Origin of the sequence: Streptococcus sp. D7B5, from assembly GCF_029691405.1 — a bacterium.
Lineage (GTDB): Bacteria > Bacillota > Bacilli > Lactobacillales > Streptococcaceae > Streptococcus.
Map to the genome: position 1 here is coordinate 637,821 of NZ_CP121467.1, position 14,500 is coordinate 652,320.

The window sequence follows — 14,500 nt, forward strand, 5'->3', positions numbered from 1 at the left end:
TCAAAAATGAGAAAGAGACAAAAGAAAAATCCCTTGTTTTAAACAAAGGATTTTGTGATTATCAATTTGATTAAAGTTCGATATCACCGAACAAGTCAGCCATTGAGAATCCTGTTTGTGTTTCTGGAAGTTCGAAATCACGTTTTTCTTGACGTTTTGGACGACGTGGACGAGCAGCACGTTTTTCTTCTTTTTGTCCTTCTTCTTGAGCTGGACGCTCTTCAAGAGCTTTGATAGAAAGTGATACACGTTCTGCGTCAGCGTTAACATCAAGGACTTTAACAGTAACTTCTTGACCAACAGTAAGAGCTTCTTTTGGATTTTCGATACGTTTGTGTGAAATTTGTGATACGTGAACAAGTCCATCGATACCTGGCAATACTTCAACAAATGCACCGAAGTCAGTCAAACGTTTAACTGTTCCTTCTACTACATCACCTTTAGCCAATTTTTGCTCAACGCCATCCCATGGTCCAGGTGTTGTTGCTTTAAGTGAAAGTGATACGCGTCCTTCTTCTTCGTTAAGATCAAGGATCTTCACTTCAATTTCTTCACCAACAGTTACAACTGATTTAGGTGATACGTTACGTTCGTGTGACAATTCAGTCAAGTGAACCAATCCATCAACACCACCAAGGTCGATGAAAGCACCAAAGCTAGTGATACGAGCAACTTTACCAGTTACGACATCACCAACAGCCAATTTACCGAATACTTCAGCACGAGCCGCTGCAGTAGCTGCTTCAACAACTTCACGACGTGAAAGGATGAAGCGGTTTTCTTTAGGATCAACTTCCTTGATTTTAGCATCAAATTCTTGACCTACGAAACGCTCAGTGTTACGTACGAAACGAGTATCCAACATTGAAGCTGGGATAAATCCACGAACACCTTCAAATTCTACTGAAAGTCCACCTTTAACGGCACGAGTTCCTTTAACAGTAACAACTTCTTCTTCGCGTCCTACAAGTTTGTCCCATGCTTTGCGAGCTTCAAGGCGTTTTTTAGATACAAGGTATGTAACTGTATCAGTATCTTTACCAACTACTTGACGAAGTACAAGAACATCCAATACTTCTCCTACTTTCACAAAGTCATTGATATCTGCATCGCGATCGTTTGTCAATTCGCGAAGAGTCAAGACACCTTCAACACCAGTCCCAGAGATTGCAACGTTAGCTTGAGTCGCATCAACTGTCAATACTTCAGCACTAACAACATCACCAGGCTCAACTTGGCTAACGCTATTTAGCAAATCTTCAAATTCGTTCATCTAAAAAATCCTCCAACAATCAAGTTTTTTCAAAAACTTGACATACTTATAATTTTTTTCCTAAGCACCCGCAAAGACATGTTCATATCGTTCACGTCTTTCAATTATAAAAATAAAATACCCTAAGATATTTTTCTTTTTATCTTGAATTTATTACCTAAGAACTGGGGTAGCTGGATTCGAACCAACGCATGAGGGAGTCAAAGTCCCTTGCCTTACCGCTTGGCTATACCCCATTGATAAATGGAGAGAGAGGGATTCGAACCCCCGAACCCGAAGGAGCGGATTTACAGTCCGCCGCGTTTAGCCTCTTCGCTATCTCTCCAATGTTTAACGAGAACTATTATATCATGAAATTTTCAATAAAACAAGTATTATTTTGTCAAATTATAGTTTTCAATCAAAATTTCCACAGCTTTTTCAAGTTTTTTATAAAAACTATCGACATTTCCATTCTTTATGATGGCAAATTGGTTATCTAATTCGGCAATTTCCCCAATAACCTTTTTCCCGATCGTCAAAACGTATCCTTCATAGCTGTCTTTTCCAACAGTCACTTTTGCATCCGTTAATTGGATTTCAATTTTCTTATCTTTTTTACTCATACTGTACCTCTTTTCACTTTTTCTATTGTACAAGAAAAAGCTAAAACTAGCAAGAAAAAACTCCATTTCAGCTATTACAACTGCTATGGAGCTCTTCTTTACTTCATGTCTTTTAGTCCACTTTGACAATCCATCCTTCAGGTGCATCTACATCACCAAATTGGATACCAGTCAATTCATCATAGAGTTTACGTGTCACAGGACCTACTTCTGTTTCACTATAGAAAACATGGAAATCATCGCCATGTTGGATGCCTCCAATTGGCGAAATAACCGCTGCTGTTCCACAAGCACCTGCCTCTACAAAACGCTCCAAATTATCAATTGGAACATCGCCTTCAATCGGAGTCAAGCCCAAGCGGTGTTCAGCCAAGTAAAGCAATGAGTACTTGGTAATAGATGGTAAGATAGATGGGCTTAATGGCGTTACAAATTCGTTGTTCTCTGTAATTCCAAAGAAGTTGGCTGATCCGACTTCTTCAATCTTTGTATGTGTAGATGGATCTAGGTAGATAACATCTGAAAATTGGCGCGACTTGGCCATTTTACCTGGGAGGAGGCTAGCAGCATAGTTCCCACCTACCTTAGCTGCTCCAGTACCATTTGGAGCTGCACGGTCGTATTCATCCTGAATCAAGAAGTTTGTTGGAACTAAACCACCTTTAAAGTAATTTCCAACTGGCATAGCAAAGATGGTGAAAATATACTCTTCTGCTGGTTTAACCCCAATAATATCCCCAACACCAATCAACAGTGGACGAAGATAAAGGGTTCCACCTGTTCCATATGGTGGGACGTATTCTTCATTTGCACGCACAACTGCTTTACAAGCTTCTACAAACATTTCTGTCGGAACTTGTGGCATCAAAAGACGGTCGCAGGTGCGTTGCAAACGCTTAGCATTTTCATCAGGACGGAACAGTTGAACACCGTCATCCTTGGTACGATAGGCTTTCAATCCCTCAAATGCTTGCTGTCCATAGTGGAGACTTGGAGAAGACTCTGAAATATGCAAGGTTGCATCCTCTGTCAATTCTCCTTGATCCCATTGACCATTTTTGTAGTGAGCGATATAACGGTAAGGTAATTTCATATAAGCAAATCCAAGGTTTTCCCAATCAATTGCAACTGTCATGTTTTTCTCCTTTATACTATTCAAACTATGTGTTCTATTCTACACTTTTCTAGTAAAATTTCAAGTATTATTTGTAATTTTCTGAAAATTTTTTCAACACAAAAGAAATCAGCCCTCTGGACTGATTCTTTTTACGAACTCGCTTTATCCTCTTTAAAGACTTCTTTGAGGTAAGCATCGAAAACTTCTTCATCTGAAATCGTGTCTGAAATAAAGCTTCCATTGCTAGTACGTTCTGACAAGTTGAGGTCTTGCAATCGGCTTTCATAGATTGTTCCCTTGTTAGATTGGACAAGCAGCGTTTGGACGTTTTCTTCTACTTCTGTACTAAAGAGATCACCAACGAAACCTTGCTCTGCAACTGCTCCAGTCAAGAAGACTCGGTGCGGTTTGTTTTTCAACTCACGCAAGACTTGTAGGCCTCGTTTAGCACGGCTGGTCGCTGGAATTTCCTCAATGGAAACACGTTTCAAGCTACCACGTTGGGTCAAGAGGTAGAAGGATGAAGTGTTACAGATAAAGGCAGCCTGAAGTGCATCATCTACTTTCAGGTTCATAGCCTTGACACCTGCCGCCTTGGCACCAACAACCGGAACCTCTTCGATATTGAAACGAAGGGCATAACCGTTTTGACTAATCAAAAGAACATCATCTAGTTTAATCGGAGCCACTGCTACAATTTGGTCTGTCTCGTCTTTGAGCTTAGCATACTTGACAGACTTCGACTTGTAGGTCCGCCATGGAGAGAATTCTTTGCGTTCTACACGTTTGATTTGACCAAGACGAGTTGCAGCAAAGTAGGTTGTCGCATCCTCAAACTGATCCACTACTTCTACATAAAGGATTTCTTCGTTAGTTTCAAAGTTTGTAATGGTCTGGCTCAGGTGCTCTCCGATGTCCTTCCAGCGAATATCTGCTAACTCATGGATTGGTCTGTAGATGACATTTCCAAGAGTTGTGAACATCAAGAGGTGCTGGGTTGTCTTGGCAGCTTGCACAAAGATCAGACGATCATCATCACGTTTGCCAATTTCTTCCAGAGTGGATGCTGCAAAGGAACGTGGACTGGTACGCTTGATATAGCCTGCCTTAGTCACGCTGACATAGGTATCTTCCTCGGCAATCAAACTAGCTGTATCAATCTCGATTGCTTTCGCAGTGTCTTCTAAAGTACTCAAACGTGGTGTCGCAAATTTCTTCTTGACCTCACGAAGTTCTTTCTTCATAAGATTGTACATGGTACGTTCATCACCGATGATAGCCGCAAGCATAGCAATCTTTTCACGCAATTCTGCTTCTTCTTCCTGCAAGACAACCACGTCTGTATTGGTCAAACGGTAAAGTTGTAAGGTCACGATAGCTTCAGCCTGCTCTTCAGTAAACTCATAGCTGACCTTGAGGTTTTCCTTAGCGTCAGCCTTGTTCTCAGAAGCTCGGATAAGGGCAATGACTTCATCCAAAATCGAAATCACGCGAATCAAACCTTCGACGATATGGAGACGCTTCTCAGCCTTTTCCTTGTCAAAGCGGGAACGCGCCAGAATCACTTCACGACGGTGGGCGATATAGCTAGACAAAATTGGGACAATTCCGACCTGACGAGGAGTGAAATTATCAATCGCTACCATGTTAAAGTTGTAATTGATTTGTAAGTCGGTGTATTTGAAAAGATAGTTGAGAACAAGCTCGGTATTAGCGTCTTTCTTGAGTTCGATAGCAATGCGAAGACCGTCACGGTCAGACTCATCACGAACCTCAGCAATCCCCGCTACTTTGTTATTGACACGAACATCATCGATTTTCTTGACCAGATTGGCTTTATTGATTTCATAAGGAATCTCAGTGATAACGATTTGCTCCTTACCGCCTTTTAGCTTTTCAATCTCCGTCTTAGAACGAACAACCACGCGCCCTTTCCCAGTTTCATAAGCCTTCTTTATTTCGTCACGCCCTTGGATGATAGCTCCTGTAGGGAAGTCTGGCCCAGGCAAGAATTCCATGAGTTTGTCCACCTTGGCTGTTGGGTGGTCAATCATGTAAACCGTCGCATCAATAACCTCTGCCAAATTATGTGGTGGAATATCTGTGGCATATCCAGCCGAAATACCAGTCGAACCATTAACCAAGAGGTTTGGAAATGCTGCTGGTAAGACAGTTGGTTCTTTCTCGGTATCGTCAAAGTTCCAAGCAAAGGGAACTGTCTTCTTTTCGATATCTTGAAGAAGATAACCAGCAATCTCAGACAAACGCGCCTCGGTATAACGCATAGCCGCCGGTGGATCTCCGTCCATAGAACCGTTATTACCGTGCATTTCGACTAGAATCTCACGATTTTTCCAGTCCTGTGACATACGAACCATGGCATCATAGATAGAATAATCCCCGTGTGGGTGAAAATTCCCCATGATGTTACCGACAGACTTGGCAGACTTACGGTAGCTCTTGTCAAAAGTATTGCCATCCTTATTCATCGAATAAAGAATACGACGCTGAACCGGTTTCAAGCCATCGCGAATATCTGGCAAAGCCCGGTCTTGAATGATGTATTTGGAGTAGCGACCAAAGCGCTCTCCCATGATATCCTCAAGGGACATGTTTTGAATGTTAGACATAGGATACTAAGCCCGTAAAATGCAAAGTGAAAATAGGAAACTCTTGCAGTGAGCGATGCTCACAAGAGAATTTATCTTTTTCACACAGTATTTAGGGCGTGTTCAACTCCTTTCAAAGAATATAGAGTGGTTTTTATAGAATAAGGGATAATTTACAGAAATTAGTCCCGTGTTCAGTTACTATATATAACTAAACTATCTTTTCTGTAGTTTAATCTTTTAAATTATATACTTCATTTAGTTAGTGATTTGAAAGTCTCTCCTCAGCATACTCAATCATCTTCTCAGCTACTTCCATATCATAGTCAAATCCCTCTTTTTGAGCAAGGAAATGAGCCTCTTGATGGAAAAGTTCCATGGTAGCAAATAAAGACTGAGTGAGTTTTTCTAAACTTGAGAAATCAAGTAGGTTCGAGAATTGTTTCTCTTTCTCAGCAGGTAGATAGTTAAAGAGATATTTATAGTTCTTACCAATATCAATCGTCCCCTTATCAGCTGCAACTTGCCAAGCCACGACCTTCAAGAGTTCTTGCTGACAAATCCCATAGAGATGGTCAGTAGCATAGATGACTTGCTTGCGACAGATTCCTTTGACCACGTAAGCTGACACCCACCAAAATTCATTGCAGGCTTTTTGAAAATCAATCGCACTAGCTGGGTTTGTCCAGTAACGTTGAGGATTTGGAGAATAGGGCACAAACAAGCCTTTCTCATCTTTCAAAACTGTATAATCAGCTTCACTATCCACCCACTCTTGAATATATTCCGTAGGACAGAGGGTCAAATCAATCCGATTTCCATCTTCAAAGAGCATGAGATAAAGTCGACGGTTACCTAGAACATTATGCTGCTCAATGATACGTGTTCCAAACTGGTCCAACCAAGCAAGATTACTCGTTAGATTATCTAAGTCGTCCACGACATAAACAACATCATAATCTTGAAACTCATCTTTTGGTGCTTTTGTATCAGTTCGTGAACCGGACATGGCGACAGCCTCGACTTTTAGACTTTTTGCGGTTTGTAAAATTAATCTCAGCATTTGCGCTTCACTTCTATGTTGTCTGCACATATCTTTTATAGAATTATTTTTCATTGCCGTCTTGCTCCTCTTGTTTTTGGATGCCTCGTATTCTTTTCTTCTCAAGCTCTCCTACGATCAATTGGATAGTTGAACAAATCCCCAAAACGATTAAAATAAAATATAACAAATTCATATCGTTTCTATGATATATTTGAAAGCTTCTCCATAATACAAAAGTATTTACTAATGAAAGAAGGAAAAGTAAAATAGCATTGAATCGAAGTGTTATAGCAAACTTACTCTTAAAAAACCTATAATGTTTTCCAATCCGATAGAGAGTATATAGTGAAAAAACAATCATCAAAGGTGTGAAGGCAAGTGCATAAAATAAGATAAACCCTATTCCTGAGTATGGTTTACTTTCCATTGGTAGATCTAATAGACAGATACCAATAGTGAGGATGTTCAATATAAACAAAGATACTGTACGAAAACACTCTTTTCTACCTTTATTGTTCATTAAATCATATATAATTCCAAAAATGGCCAAGAGAACAAGGAAAAAAGGCATCATTAATAACGTAATCAATCCAGCACCTCCAATAGTTTTAGCGATTGTTTACATGCAAAAGATGATCGTCGCCTTTACTTGAACTTTACAACTCCCCTGTATGGTAAAGTTTATACCCTTCGTAATAATATGAAGCATCCACCCCCTGAAAAAAACGGGCTTGAGTGAGGTCATCCGTCAGATTATTGAAGAGGAGATACTTGAGTTCTTATCAGCGTCAACTTTTAAAGTTTTAACTGTTCCTAAAATCAGTCCAAGCATTTAGGGTTCTGTTCTCATATTTCTCTCCTTCATCACTTAGAGCTGTTTGAAATTGTTTTTCATTATATATCGTAAACCATTTGCCATCTCTTACATAATCTAAGCAATTAATCACTATTCCCTACCAAAAAGTATTCTGTGTCTTACTGATTTCGTTTGGTGTAATGGAGATAGAGAGGAGGAAGATAGGAAACTAGAATCATCAAAATCATTACCAAGAATGTCAACAGATGGATCTGAACTAAATTTACCACATACCATCCCAGAATACCTACAGATAGGGGGCCTAAAACATAGGATAGGAAAATCAAAAAAGCCTTCCACCGTTTCTCCGGATAGACGTAACACAATCGAATAAGTGTGTAGACTAAGGCTCCTGCTATCAAAGGAAAACCAATAAACAGCATAATAGCAGTCGCTACTAAAGCACTGGATTCTGAGGAATCCATATTAAATAAAAGCATCAAGATCATAAATAAAGTAAATACAATCGGTGCATATAATCCTTGGAAACTTTTTTTTCGACTATTGATGTAGAATGCAAGAATAGCCGAGGGTAAAGAAACTAAGAAAATCAAACCCAAATAACTTCCAAAAATCGAATGTCCGGAACTATCCATTATTCATACTCCTTAAAACACTGTCGCTTCCTCCAGCGTAAACTTAACATTATCTTCAATCCATTTACGGCGTGGTTCAACCTTGTCTCCCATGAGGACATTGACGCGACGTTCAGCGCGTGCTAGGTCTTCGATGGTGACACGGATAAGAGTGCGGGTTTCTGGATTCATGGTTGTTTCCCAGAGCTGATCTGCGTTCATTTCACCAAGTCCCTTGTAGCGTTGGAGGGTTGCGCCTTTACCAAACTGTTTGCGGAGTTCTTCTAGTTCTCCGTCTGTCCAAGCATAAGCTACTTCTTCTTTCTTGCCTTTGCCTTTGGACATCTTGTAAAGAGGCGGAAGGGCAATATAGACATGGCCTGCCTCAACTAGCGGACGCATGTAACGATAGAAAAATGTCAAGAGCAAGGTCTGGATATGGGCACCATCGGTGTCCGCATCGGTCATGATAATGATCTTGTCATAGTTGGCATCTTCAATGGAGAAGTCTGCACCCACACCCGCACCAATGGTATAAATCATGGTATTAATTTCTTCATTTTTGAGGATATCCGCCATCTTAGCCTTGGCTGTATTAATCACCTTACCACGAAGAGGTAAGATAGCCTGGAACTTGCGGTCACGACCTTGTTTGGCAGAACCACCGGCAGAGTCACCCTCGACTAGATAGAGTTCATTCTTAGCTGGATTTTTAGACTGGGCTGGCGTTAATTTACCAGAAAGCAAGCCCTTGTCTTTCTTATTCTTCTTGCCATTTCGGCTCTCATCACGCGCCTTACGTGCTGCTTCACGAGCATCACGGGCCTTGATAGCCTTGCGAATGAGATTAGAAGCTAGTTCTCCATTTTCCATGAGGAAGAAGGTCAACTTATCAGCCACAATTCCATCTACAACAGGACGAGCCAGAGGACTCCCTAGTTTATCCTTGGTCTGACCTTCAAACTGGAGGTGTTCTTCAGGAACTAGGATAGAAAGAACGGCTGCAAGTCCCTCACGATAATCTGAACCCTCAAGGTTTTTATCTTTTTCCTTGAGAAGTCCCGTTTTACGAGCGTAGTCATTCATAACCTTGGTAATGGCAGACTTAAGTCCTGTCTCATGCGTTCCACCATCTTTCGTGCGAACGTTATTGACAAAGGATAGAATATTATCTGAAAAACCATCATTGTACTGGAGGGCAACTTCCACTTGGAAACTATTGTCTTCGCCTTCAAAGTATAGGACTGGCGTCAAGGTTTCCTTGTCTTCATTGAGGTAAGAAACAAAGTCTTGTACCCCGTTCTCATAATGGAATTCGATAGATTCATCTGTTCGTTTGTCTGTTAATGACAAGGTTACATTTTTTAAGAGAAAGGCTGACTCATTAAGACGCTCTGAAATGGTATTGTACTTGAAATCTGTCGTAGAAAAGATACTAGCATCCGGCATAAAGGTAACTTTAGTACCTGTCTTAGACTTAGGTGCTGTTCCAACCTTTTCAAGAGTTGTTACGGGCTTCCCACCATTTTCAAAACGTTGCTTGTAGACTGCACCATCACGCGTAATTTCCACTTCCAGCCAACTAGAGAGGGCGTTGACTACAGAAGAACCAACTCCGTGAAGACCACCAGAAGTCTTGTAACCACCTTGTCCGAATTTTCCCCCAGCATGGAGAATGGTAAAGATAACTTCAACAGTTGGAATTCCCATGGCGTGCATCCCTGTCGGCATCCCTCGACCATGGTCTTGAACGGTTAGACTGCCGTCTTTATTGATAGTCACATCAATGCGGTCACCAAATCCAGACAAGGCTTCATCGACTGCATTGTCCACAATTTCCCAGACTAGGTGATGGAGACCAGCACCGTCAGTCGAGCCAATATACATCCCCGGACGTTTACGGACCGCATCCAACCCTTCTAGCACCTGAATGGCGTCATCATTGTAGTTATTAATATTGATTTCCTTTTTTGACACAAGGAACCTCCTATTTGTTCATCTTTTCTATTTTACAGGTTTTCTAGCGATTTTGCAAAGCTTTTCCCTTTCAGCTGTCACAATTTCACAGGATATTCTCTGACTTTCTATACCGTTTCATGGTATAATAGTTCTATGATGACATTTGTATTATTAATTTTAGCTTATTTGCTAGGTTCGATTCCGTCTGGTCTTTGGATTGGACAAATCTTCTTTCAAACAAATCTGCGTGAACACGGCTCTGGAAACACCGGAACAACCAATACTTTCCGAATTTTAGGTAAGAAAGCGGGTATGGCAACCTTTGTGATTGACTTCTTTAAAGGAACCTTGGCCACTCTCCTTCCTATTCTTTTCCACCTACAAGGTGCATCACCTCTTGTATTTGGACTTTTGGCTGTGATTGGACATACTTTCCCTATCTTTGCAGGATTTAAGGGGGGCAAGGCTGTCGCAACTAGCGCTGGAGTTGTTTTCGGATTTGCGCCTGCCTTCTGTCTCTATCTAGCAATCGTATTCTTTGGAAGCCTCTATCTAGGTAGTATGATTTCACTGTCTAGCGTTACTGCTTCTATCGCAGCCGTTATCGGAGTTCTCCTATTTCCACTATTTGGTTTTATCCTAAACAGCTATGACCCTCTCTTCATTTTGATTATCCTAGCACTTGCTAGCTTGATTATCATTCGTCACAAGGATAATATCACACGTATCAAAAATAAAACTGAAAATCTTGTCCCTTGGGGATTGAACCTAACCCATCAAAATCCAAAAAAATAAAACGCCAGTTTGAAACTGACGTTTTTTTGTATGCTTATTTTGACTTGATGTAGTTGATACCGTCTGCCTTAGGTGCAACTGCTTTTCCAAAGAAGGCTGCCAAGACAAGGATGGTCAAGACATAAGGGGCGATTTGAAGGTAAACCGCTGGCACTCCTTGTAGGAAAGGTAATTGAGAACCGATAACTGCCAAACTTTGTGAAAGTCCGAAGAAGAGACTAGAAAGCATAGCACCGATTGGGTTCCATTTACCAAAGATCATTGCCGCAAGAGCGATAAATCCAGGACCGACAATAGTTGTCACTGAGAAGTTAACTGAAATGGATTGAGCATAAATCGCTCCCCCAATTCCACCAAGGAAACCTGAAATAACAACCCCAAGATATCTCATTTTGTAGACATTGATCCCCAAGGTATCCGCTGCTTGAGGGTGTTCACCGACAGAGCGAAGACGAAGACCAAAGCGGGTCTTGAAGAGGATAAACCAAGCAAGGAAAGAGAAGGCAATCGCGATATAACCTAGTAGACTGGTTGACTTGAAGAAGATATCTCCAATCACTGGGATATCAGCCAAAACTGGGAAATCAAAACGTCCAAAAGTTTGGCTTAAGTTATCCGTTTGTCCTTTGTTATAAAGAACTTTAACCAAGAAAACCGCTAGGGCAGGCGCCATCAAGTTCAATACTGTACCACTGACAACATGGTCCGCACGGAAATGAACTGTAGCGACTGCATGGATGAGGGAGAAAATAGCTCCCACGATACCAGCAACTAACAAGGAAATCCAAGGAGTAGCTGCTCCAAGTTGTTCTGCAAACTCAAGGTTAAAGACAACCCCAGAAAAGGCCCCCATAACCATAATTCCTTCAAGACCGACATTGACAACACCAGCACGTTCAGAGAAAACGCCTCCGATACTCGTAAAAATAAGTGGTGCTGAGTAAATCAGCATAGAAGAGACCAAGAGGGTGAGTAATGTTGTAATAGACATCCTTACTTACCTCCTTTAACTTGTTTTTTAGGTTTGACAAAGCGTTCGATAATATAGTGAACGCTGACAAAGAAGATAATAGACGCTGTTACAATGCTAACAAGCTCAGACGGAACTTGTGCTGCGTTCATCCCCGGTGCTCCTACTTGCAAAACTCCAAATAAGAAGGCTGCAAAGAGAATTCCAATTGGTGAATTTCCAGCAAGCAAACTAACTGCCATCCCGTTAAATCCGATAGCTAATGATGATCCCTGAACGTAAACGTTTTGGAAGGTTCCAAGACCTTCGACAGCTCCACCAAGACCAGCCAAAGCACCAGAGATAATCATTGATAGAATGATTGTACGTTTTGCTGAAATACCAGCGTACTCTGAAGCGTGGGGATTGAGACCAACTGCGCGAATTTCAAAACCGAGAGTCGTTTTCTTGAGCAAGAACCAAATCACGCCAACAGCAATGATTGCAAAGAAGATTCCGATATTCATACGAGAATTTCCAGTCAACTCTGATAACCATGGGGTCTGGTATGTAGCGTTGGCACTAACACGAATCGTTGAGTCTGTACTTTGCATAATATCTTTAGGAAAGGCATGAATAAAGGCATTTCCCACATACAATACAATGTAGTTCATCATGATGGTCACAATGACCTCTGACGTACCGAGATAGGCTCTGAGGATACCTGGAATTGCTCCAACAATTCCACCTGCGATCAAAGCAATGATCACTGTCAATGGAATCAAAACGAGACGAGGCATGTCTGGATTTGACAAGGCAAACCAACCACTGAGAATCCAGCCTGCAAGTGCTTGACCAGGAAGTCCAACGTTAAAGAAACCTGCTCGACTGGCAACTGCGAAACCTAGACCTATCAAGACAAGAGGACCCATGGCACGGAAAATTTCTCCAATCCCACGGAGGCTACCAAAAGCTGTATAGAACAACTCCTCATAGCCCCAGATAGCATCATATCCGAAGATCCACATGACAATGGCTCCGAGCAAGATTCCTAAGAATACGGAAATCAAGGGAACCGAAATTTGTTGTAACTTTTTAGACATCACTCTTCTCCTTTCCCAAGTTTCCACCTGCCATCAAGACACCAAGTTCTTGTTTGTTAGTCGTTTCTGGCGATACAATACCTTGAATCTTACCATCGTGAATAACAGCAATTCGGTCTGAGACATTTAAAATCTCATCCAATTCAAAGCTGACAACAAGGACAGCCTTACCGTTATCACGCTCTTCAATCAAACGTTTGTGGATATATTCAATGGCACCGACATCCAAACCACGAGTTGGTTGGCTGACGATAAGGAGATCAGGATCACGATCAATCTCACGAGCGATAATCGCTTTTTGTTGATTTCCTCCTGAAAGAGCTGCTGCTGGAACAAATTCGCTTGCCGCACGGACGTCAAATTCTTCCATCAATTTCTTGGCATGTGAAGTGATATTGGCATAGTTCAAGATACCATTCTTGCTGAGTGGTTCTTTGTAGTAGGTTTGAAGAGCAATATTTTCTGAAATCATCATCTCCAAAATCAAGCCATCCCGGTGACGATCCTCAGGAACGTGCCCCACGCTTAGTTCTGTAATTTGTCGAGGATGCATTCCCACAATTGATTTGCCTTTTAATTCAACGCTACCTGACTCAATCTTACGAAGACCTGTAATGGCTTGAATGAGTTCAGATTGACCATTGCCATCAATACCTGCAATACCGACAATCTCACCAGCACGAACATCCAAAGAAAGATTCTTCACAGCTGGTACACCGCGGTTTTCATTGACAACCAAGTCTTTGATAGACAAGACCACTTCTTTGGGTTGTGGTGCCTGTTTTTCCGTTTTAAAGGAGACTGAGCGTCCAACCATCATTTCTGCCAAGTCCGCATTTGTTGCCCCTGCGATTTCAACTGTCTGGATTGATTTCCCACGACGGATAACCGTGACTCGATTGGATACCGCACGAATCTCATCCAGTTTATGGGTAATCAAAATGATAGACTTCCCTTCTTTGACAAGGTTTTTCATGATTGCCATCAACTCATCAATCTCTGAAGGAGTCAATACGGCTGTAGGTTCGTCAAAGATAAGGATATCAGCACCACGATAGAGTGTTTTCAAGATCTCTACACGTTGTTGGGCACCAACGGAAATATCCGCCACCTTAGCAGCTGGATCCACTGCCAAACCATAACGTTCAGAAAGAGCCTTGATTTCTTTAGTAGCACCAGCTATATCTAGAACACCATTTTTAGTGATTTCACTCCCTAAAATGATATTCTCAGCTACTGTAAAAGCTTCAACCAACATGAAATGTTGGTGAACCATCCCAATTCCAAGACCAGCGGCTTTAGATGGTGAGTCTAGTTTTACAACCTGACCATTCACCACAATTTCACCACTCGTTGGTTCAAGAAGTCCTGCCAGCATATTCATCAGAGTGGATTTACCCGCTCCATTTTCTCCTAAAAGTGCATGGATTTCACCTTTTCGCAGTTGCAAGTTGATTTTGTCGTTTGCTACAAATTCACCAAACACCTTGGTAATATCCCGCATCTCAATGACATTTTCGTGTGCCATATGCTCTTCCTTTCAGAGGTTTATTTTATTTCAATAAAACCTGCTAATCACATTAACAAGCTCTATTGAGACAAAAATTGCCTCAA

The 14,500-nt window shown here is 41.4% G+C and carries 12 protein-coding genes and 2 tRNA genes; 1 reads left to right on the forward strand and 13 read right to left on the reverse strand.

The genetic code is table 11. The features are described from left to right. Positions 1–70: 70 nt before the first annotated feature. The 10 genes from rpsA to parE form a co-directional block, all read right to left on the reverse strand. On the reverse strand, positions 71–1,273 hold the full coding sequence (gene rpsA / locus P8P68_RS03065) for a 30S ribosomal protein S1 (protein WP_001001617.1): 1,203 nt from the start codon (positions 1,271–1,273) through the stop codon (positions 71–73). Positions 1,274–1,437: 164 nt separating this feature from the next. Continuing rightward, positions 1,438–1,509 (reverse strand) — tRNA-Gln (locus P8P68_RS03070). Between the two features lie 8 nt (positions 1,510–1,517). After that, positions 1,518–1,598, reverse strand: a tRNA-Tyr gene (locus P8P68_RS03075). Positions 1,599–1,647: 49 nt separating this feature from the next. Further along, the gene (locus P8P68_RS03080) at positions 1,648–1,878 is read right to left on the reverse strand and encodes a DUF2969 domain-containing protein (RefSeq protein ID WP_000037105.1); all 231 of its coding nucleotides are present in this window, start codon (positions 1,876–1,878) and stop codon (positions 1,648–1,650) included. A gap of 112 nt (positions 1,879–1,990) precedes the next feature. After that, positions 1,991–3,013 carry a branched-chain amino acid aminotransferase gene (locus tag P8P68_RS03085; RefSeq protein WP_278276139.1) on the reverse strand — a complete coding sequence of 341 codons (1,023 nt, stop codon included), beginning with the start codon at positions 3,011–3,013 and terminating at the stop codon, positions 1,991–1,993. A gap of 131 nt (positions 3,014–3,144) precedes the next feature. Continuing rightward, positions 3,145–5,625, reverse strand: a complete 2,481-nt coding sequence (gene parC, locus P8P68_RS03090; RefSeq protein ID WP_278276140.1) for a DNA topoisomerase IV subunit A — start codon at positions 5,623–5,625, stop codon at positions 3,145–3,147. Positions 5,626–5,866: 241 nt separating this feature from the next. Continuing rightward, a complete protein-coding gene (locus tag P8P68_RS03095) occupies positions 5,867–6,721 on the reverse strand; it encodes an aminoglycoside 6-adenylyltransferase (protein ID WP_000794837.1) in 855 nt (284 codons plus the stop codon). Continuing rightward, positions 6,711–7,223, reverse strand: a complete 513-nt coding sequence (locus tag P8P68_RS03100; RefSeq protein ID WP_278276295.1) for a hypothetical protein — start codon at positions 7,221–7,223, stop codon at positions 6,711–6,713. The genes P8P68_RS03095 and P8P68_RS03100 overlap by 11 nt, the downstream gene beginning before the upstream one ends. 401 nt (positions 7,224–7,624) lie before the next feature. Further along, positions 7,625–8,101 (reverse strand): hypothetical protein, encoded by a 477-nt coding sequence (locus tag P8P68_RS03105; protein ID WP_000378451.1) that lies wholly within the window; start codon positions 8,099–8,101, stop codon positions 7,625–7,627. Between the two features lie 12 nt (positions 8,102–8,113). Continuing rightward, positions 8,114–10,057: a DNA topoisomerase IV subunit B gene (gene parE / locus P8P68_RS03110; RefSeq protein WP_000037269.1), complete on the reverse strand. Its 1,944-nt coding sequence runs from the start codon at positions 10,055–10,057 to the stop codon at positions 8,114–8,116. A 135-nt stretch (positions 10,058–10,192) separates the two neighbouring features. Between parE and plsY the strand changes: the two genes are divergently transcribed. Further along, complete coding sequence (gene plsY / locus P8P68_RS03115; protein WP_008289233.1) at positions 10,193–10,834, forward strand: glycerol-3-phosphate 1-O-acyltransferase PlsY; 642 nt, start codon at positions 10,193–10,195, stop codon at positions 10,832–10,834. Between the two features lie 34 nt (positions 10,835–10,868). Here the strand turns inward: plsY and P8P68_RS03120 are convergent, their stop codons facing one another. From P8P68_RS03120 to P8P68_RS03130, 3 genes are read right to left on the reverse strand one after another with little or no spacing between them, the layout of a single operon-like run. Then, entirely contained in the window at positions 10,869–11,825 is a 957-nt protein-coding gene (locus P8P68_RS03120; RefSeq protein WP_000029114.1) for an ABC transporter permease, read from the reverse strand. A gap of 2 nt (positions 11,826–11,827) precedes the next feature. Then, entirely contained in the window at positions 11,828–12,886 is a 1,059-nt protein-coding gene (locus tag P8P68_RS03125) for an ABC transporter permease (RefSeq protein ID WP_000038684.1), read from the reverse strand. Then, the gene (locus tag P8P68_RS03130; protein WP_000929832.1) at positions 12,879–14,414 is read right to left on the reverse strand and encodes an ABC transporter ATP-binding protein; all 1,536 of its coding nucleotides are present in this window, start codon (positions 14,412–14,414) and stop codon (positions 12,879–12,881) included. The genes P8P68_RS03125 and P8P68_RS03130 overlap by 8 nt, the downstream gene beginning before the upstream one ends. Positions 14,415–14,500 lie beyond the last annotated feature (86 nt).

Bases quoted from the DNA above. Each gene is read 5' to 3' on its own strand.
- P8P68_RS03100 (WP_278276295.1), bottom strand. From the start codon at position 7,223: ATGATGCCTTTTTTCCTTGTTCTCTTGGCCATTTTTGGAATTATATAT.
- rpsA (WP_001001617.1), bottom strand. From the start codon at position 1,273: ATGAACGAATTTGAAGATTTGCTAAATAGCGTTAGCCAAGTTGAGCCT.
- P8P68_RS03120 (WP_000029114.1), bottom strand. From the start codon at position 11,825: ATGTCTATTACAACATTACTCACCCTCTTGGTCTCTTCTATGCTGATT.
- P8P68_RS03105 (WP_000378451.1), bottom strand. From the start codon at position 8,101: ATGGATAGTTCCGGACATTCGATTTTTGGAAGTTATTTGGGTTTGATT.
- P8P68_RS03125 (WP_000038684.1), bottom strand. From the start codon at position 12,886: ATGTCTAAAAAGTTACAACAAATTTCGGTTCCCTTGATTTCCGTATTC.
- P8P68_RS03095 (WP_000794837.1), bottom strand. From the start codon at position 6,721: ATGAAAAATAATTCTATAAAAGATATGTGCAGACAACATAGAAGTGAA.
- plsY (WP_008289233.1), top strand. From the start codon at position 10,193: ATGATGACATTTGTATTATTAATTTTAGCTTATTTGCTAGGTTCGATT.
- P8P68_RS03080 (WP_000037105.1), bottom strand. From the start codon at position 1,878: ATGAGTAAAAAAGATAAGAAAATTGAAATCCAATTAACGGATGCAAAA.
- parC (WP_278276140.1), bottom strand. From the start codon at position 5,625: ATGTCTAACATTCAAAACATGTCCCTTGAGGATATCATGGGAGAGCGC.
- P8P68_RS03130 (WP_000929832.1), bottom strand. From the start codon at position 14,414: ATGGCACACGAAAATGTCATTGAGATGCGGGATATTACCAAGGTGTTT.
- P8P68_RS03085 (WP_278276139.1), bottom strand. From the start codon at position 3,013: ATGACAGTTGCAATTGATTGGGAAAACCTTGGATTTGCTTATATGAAA.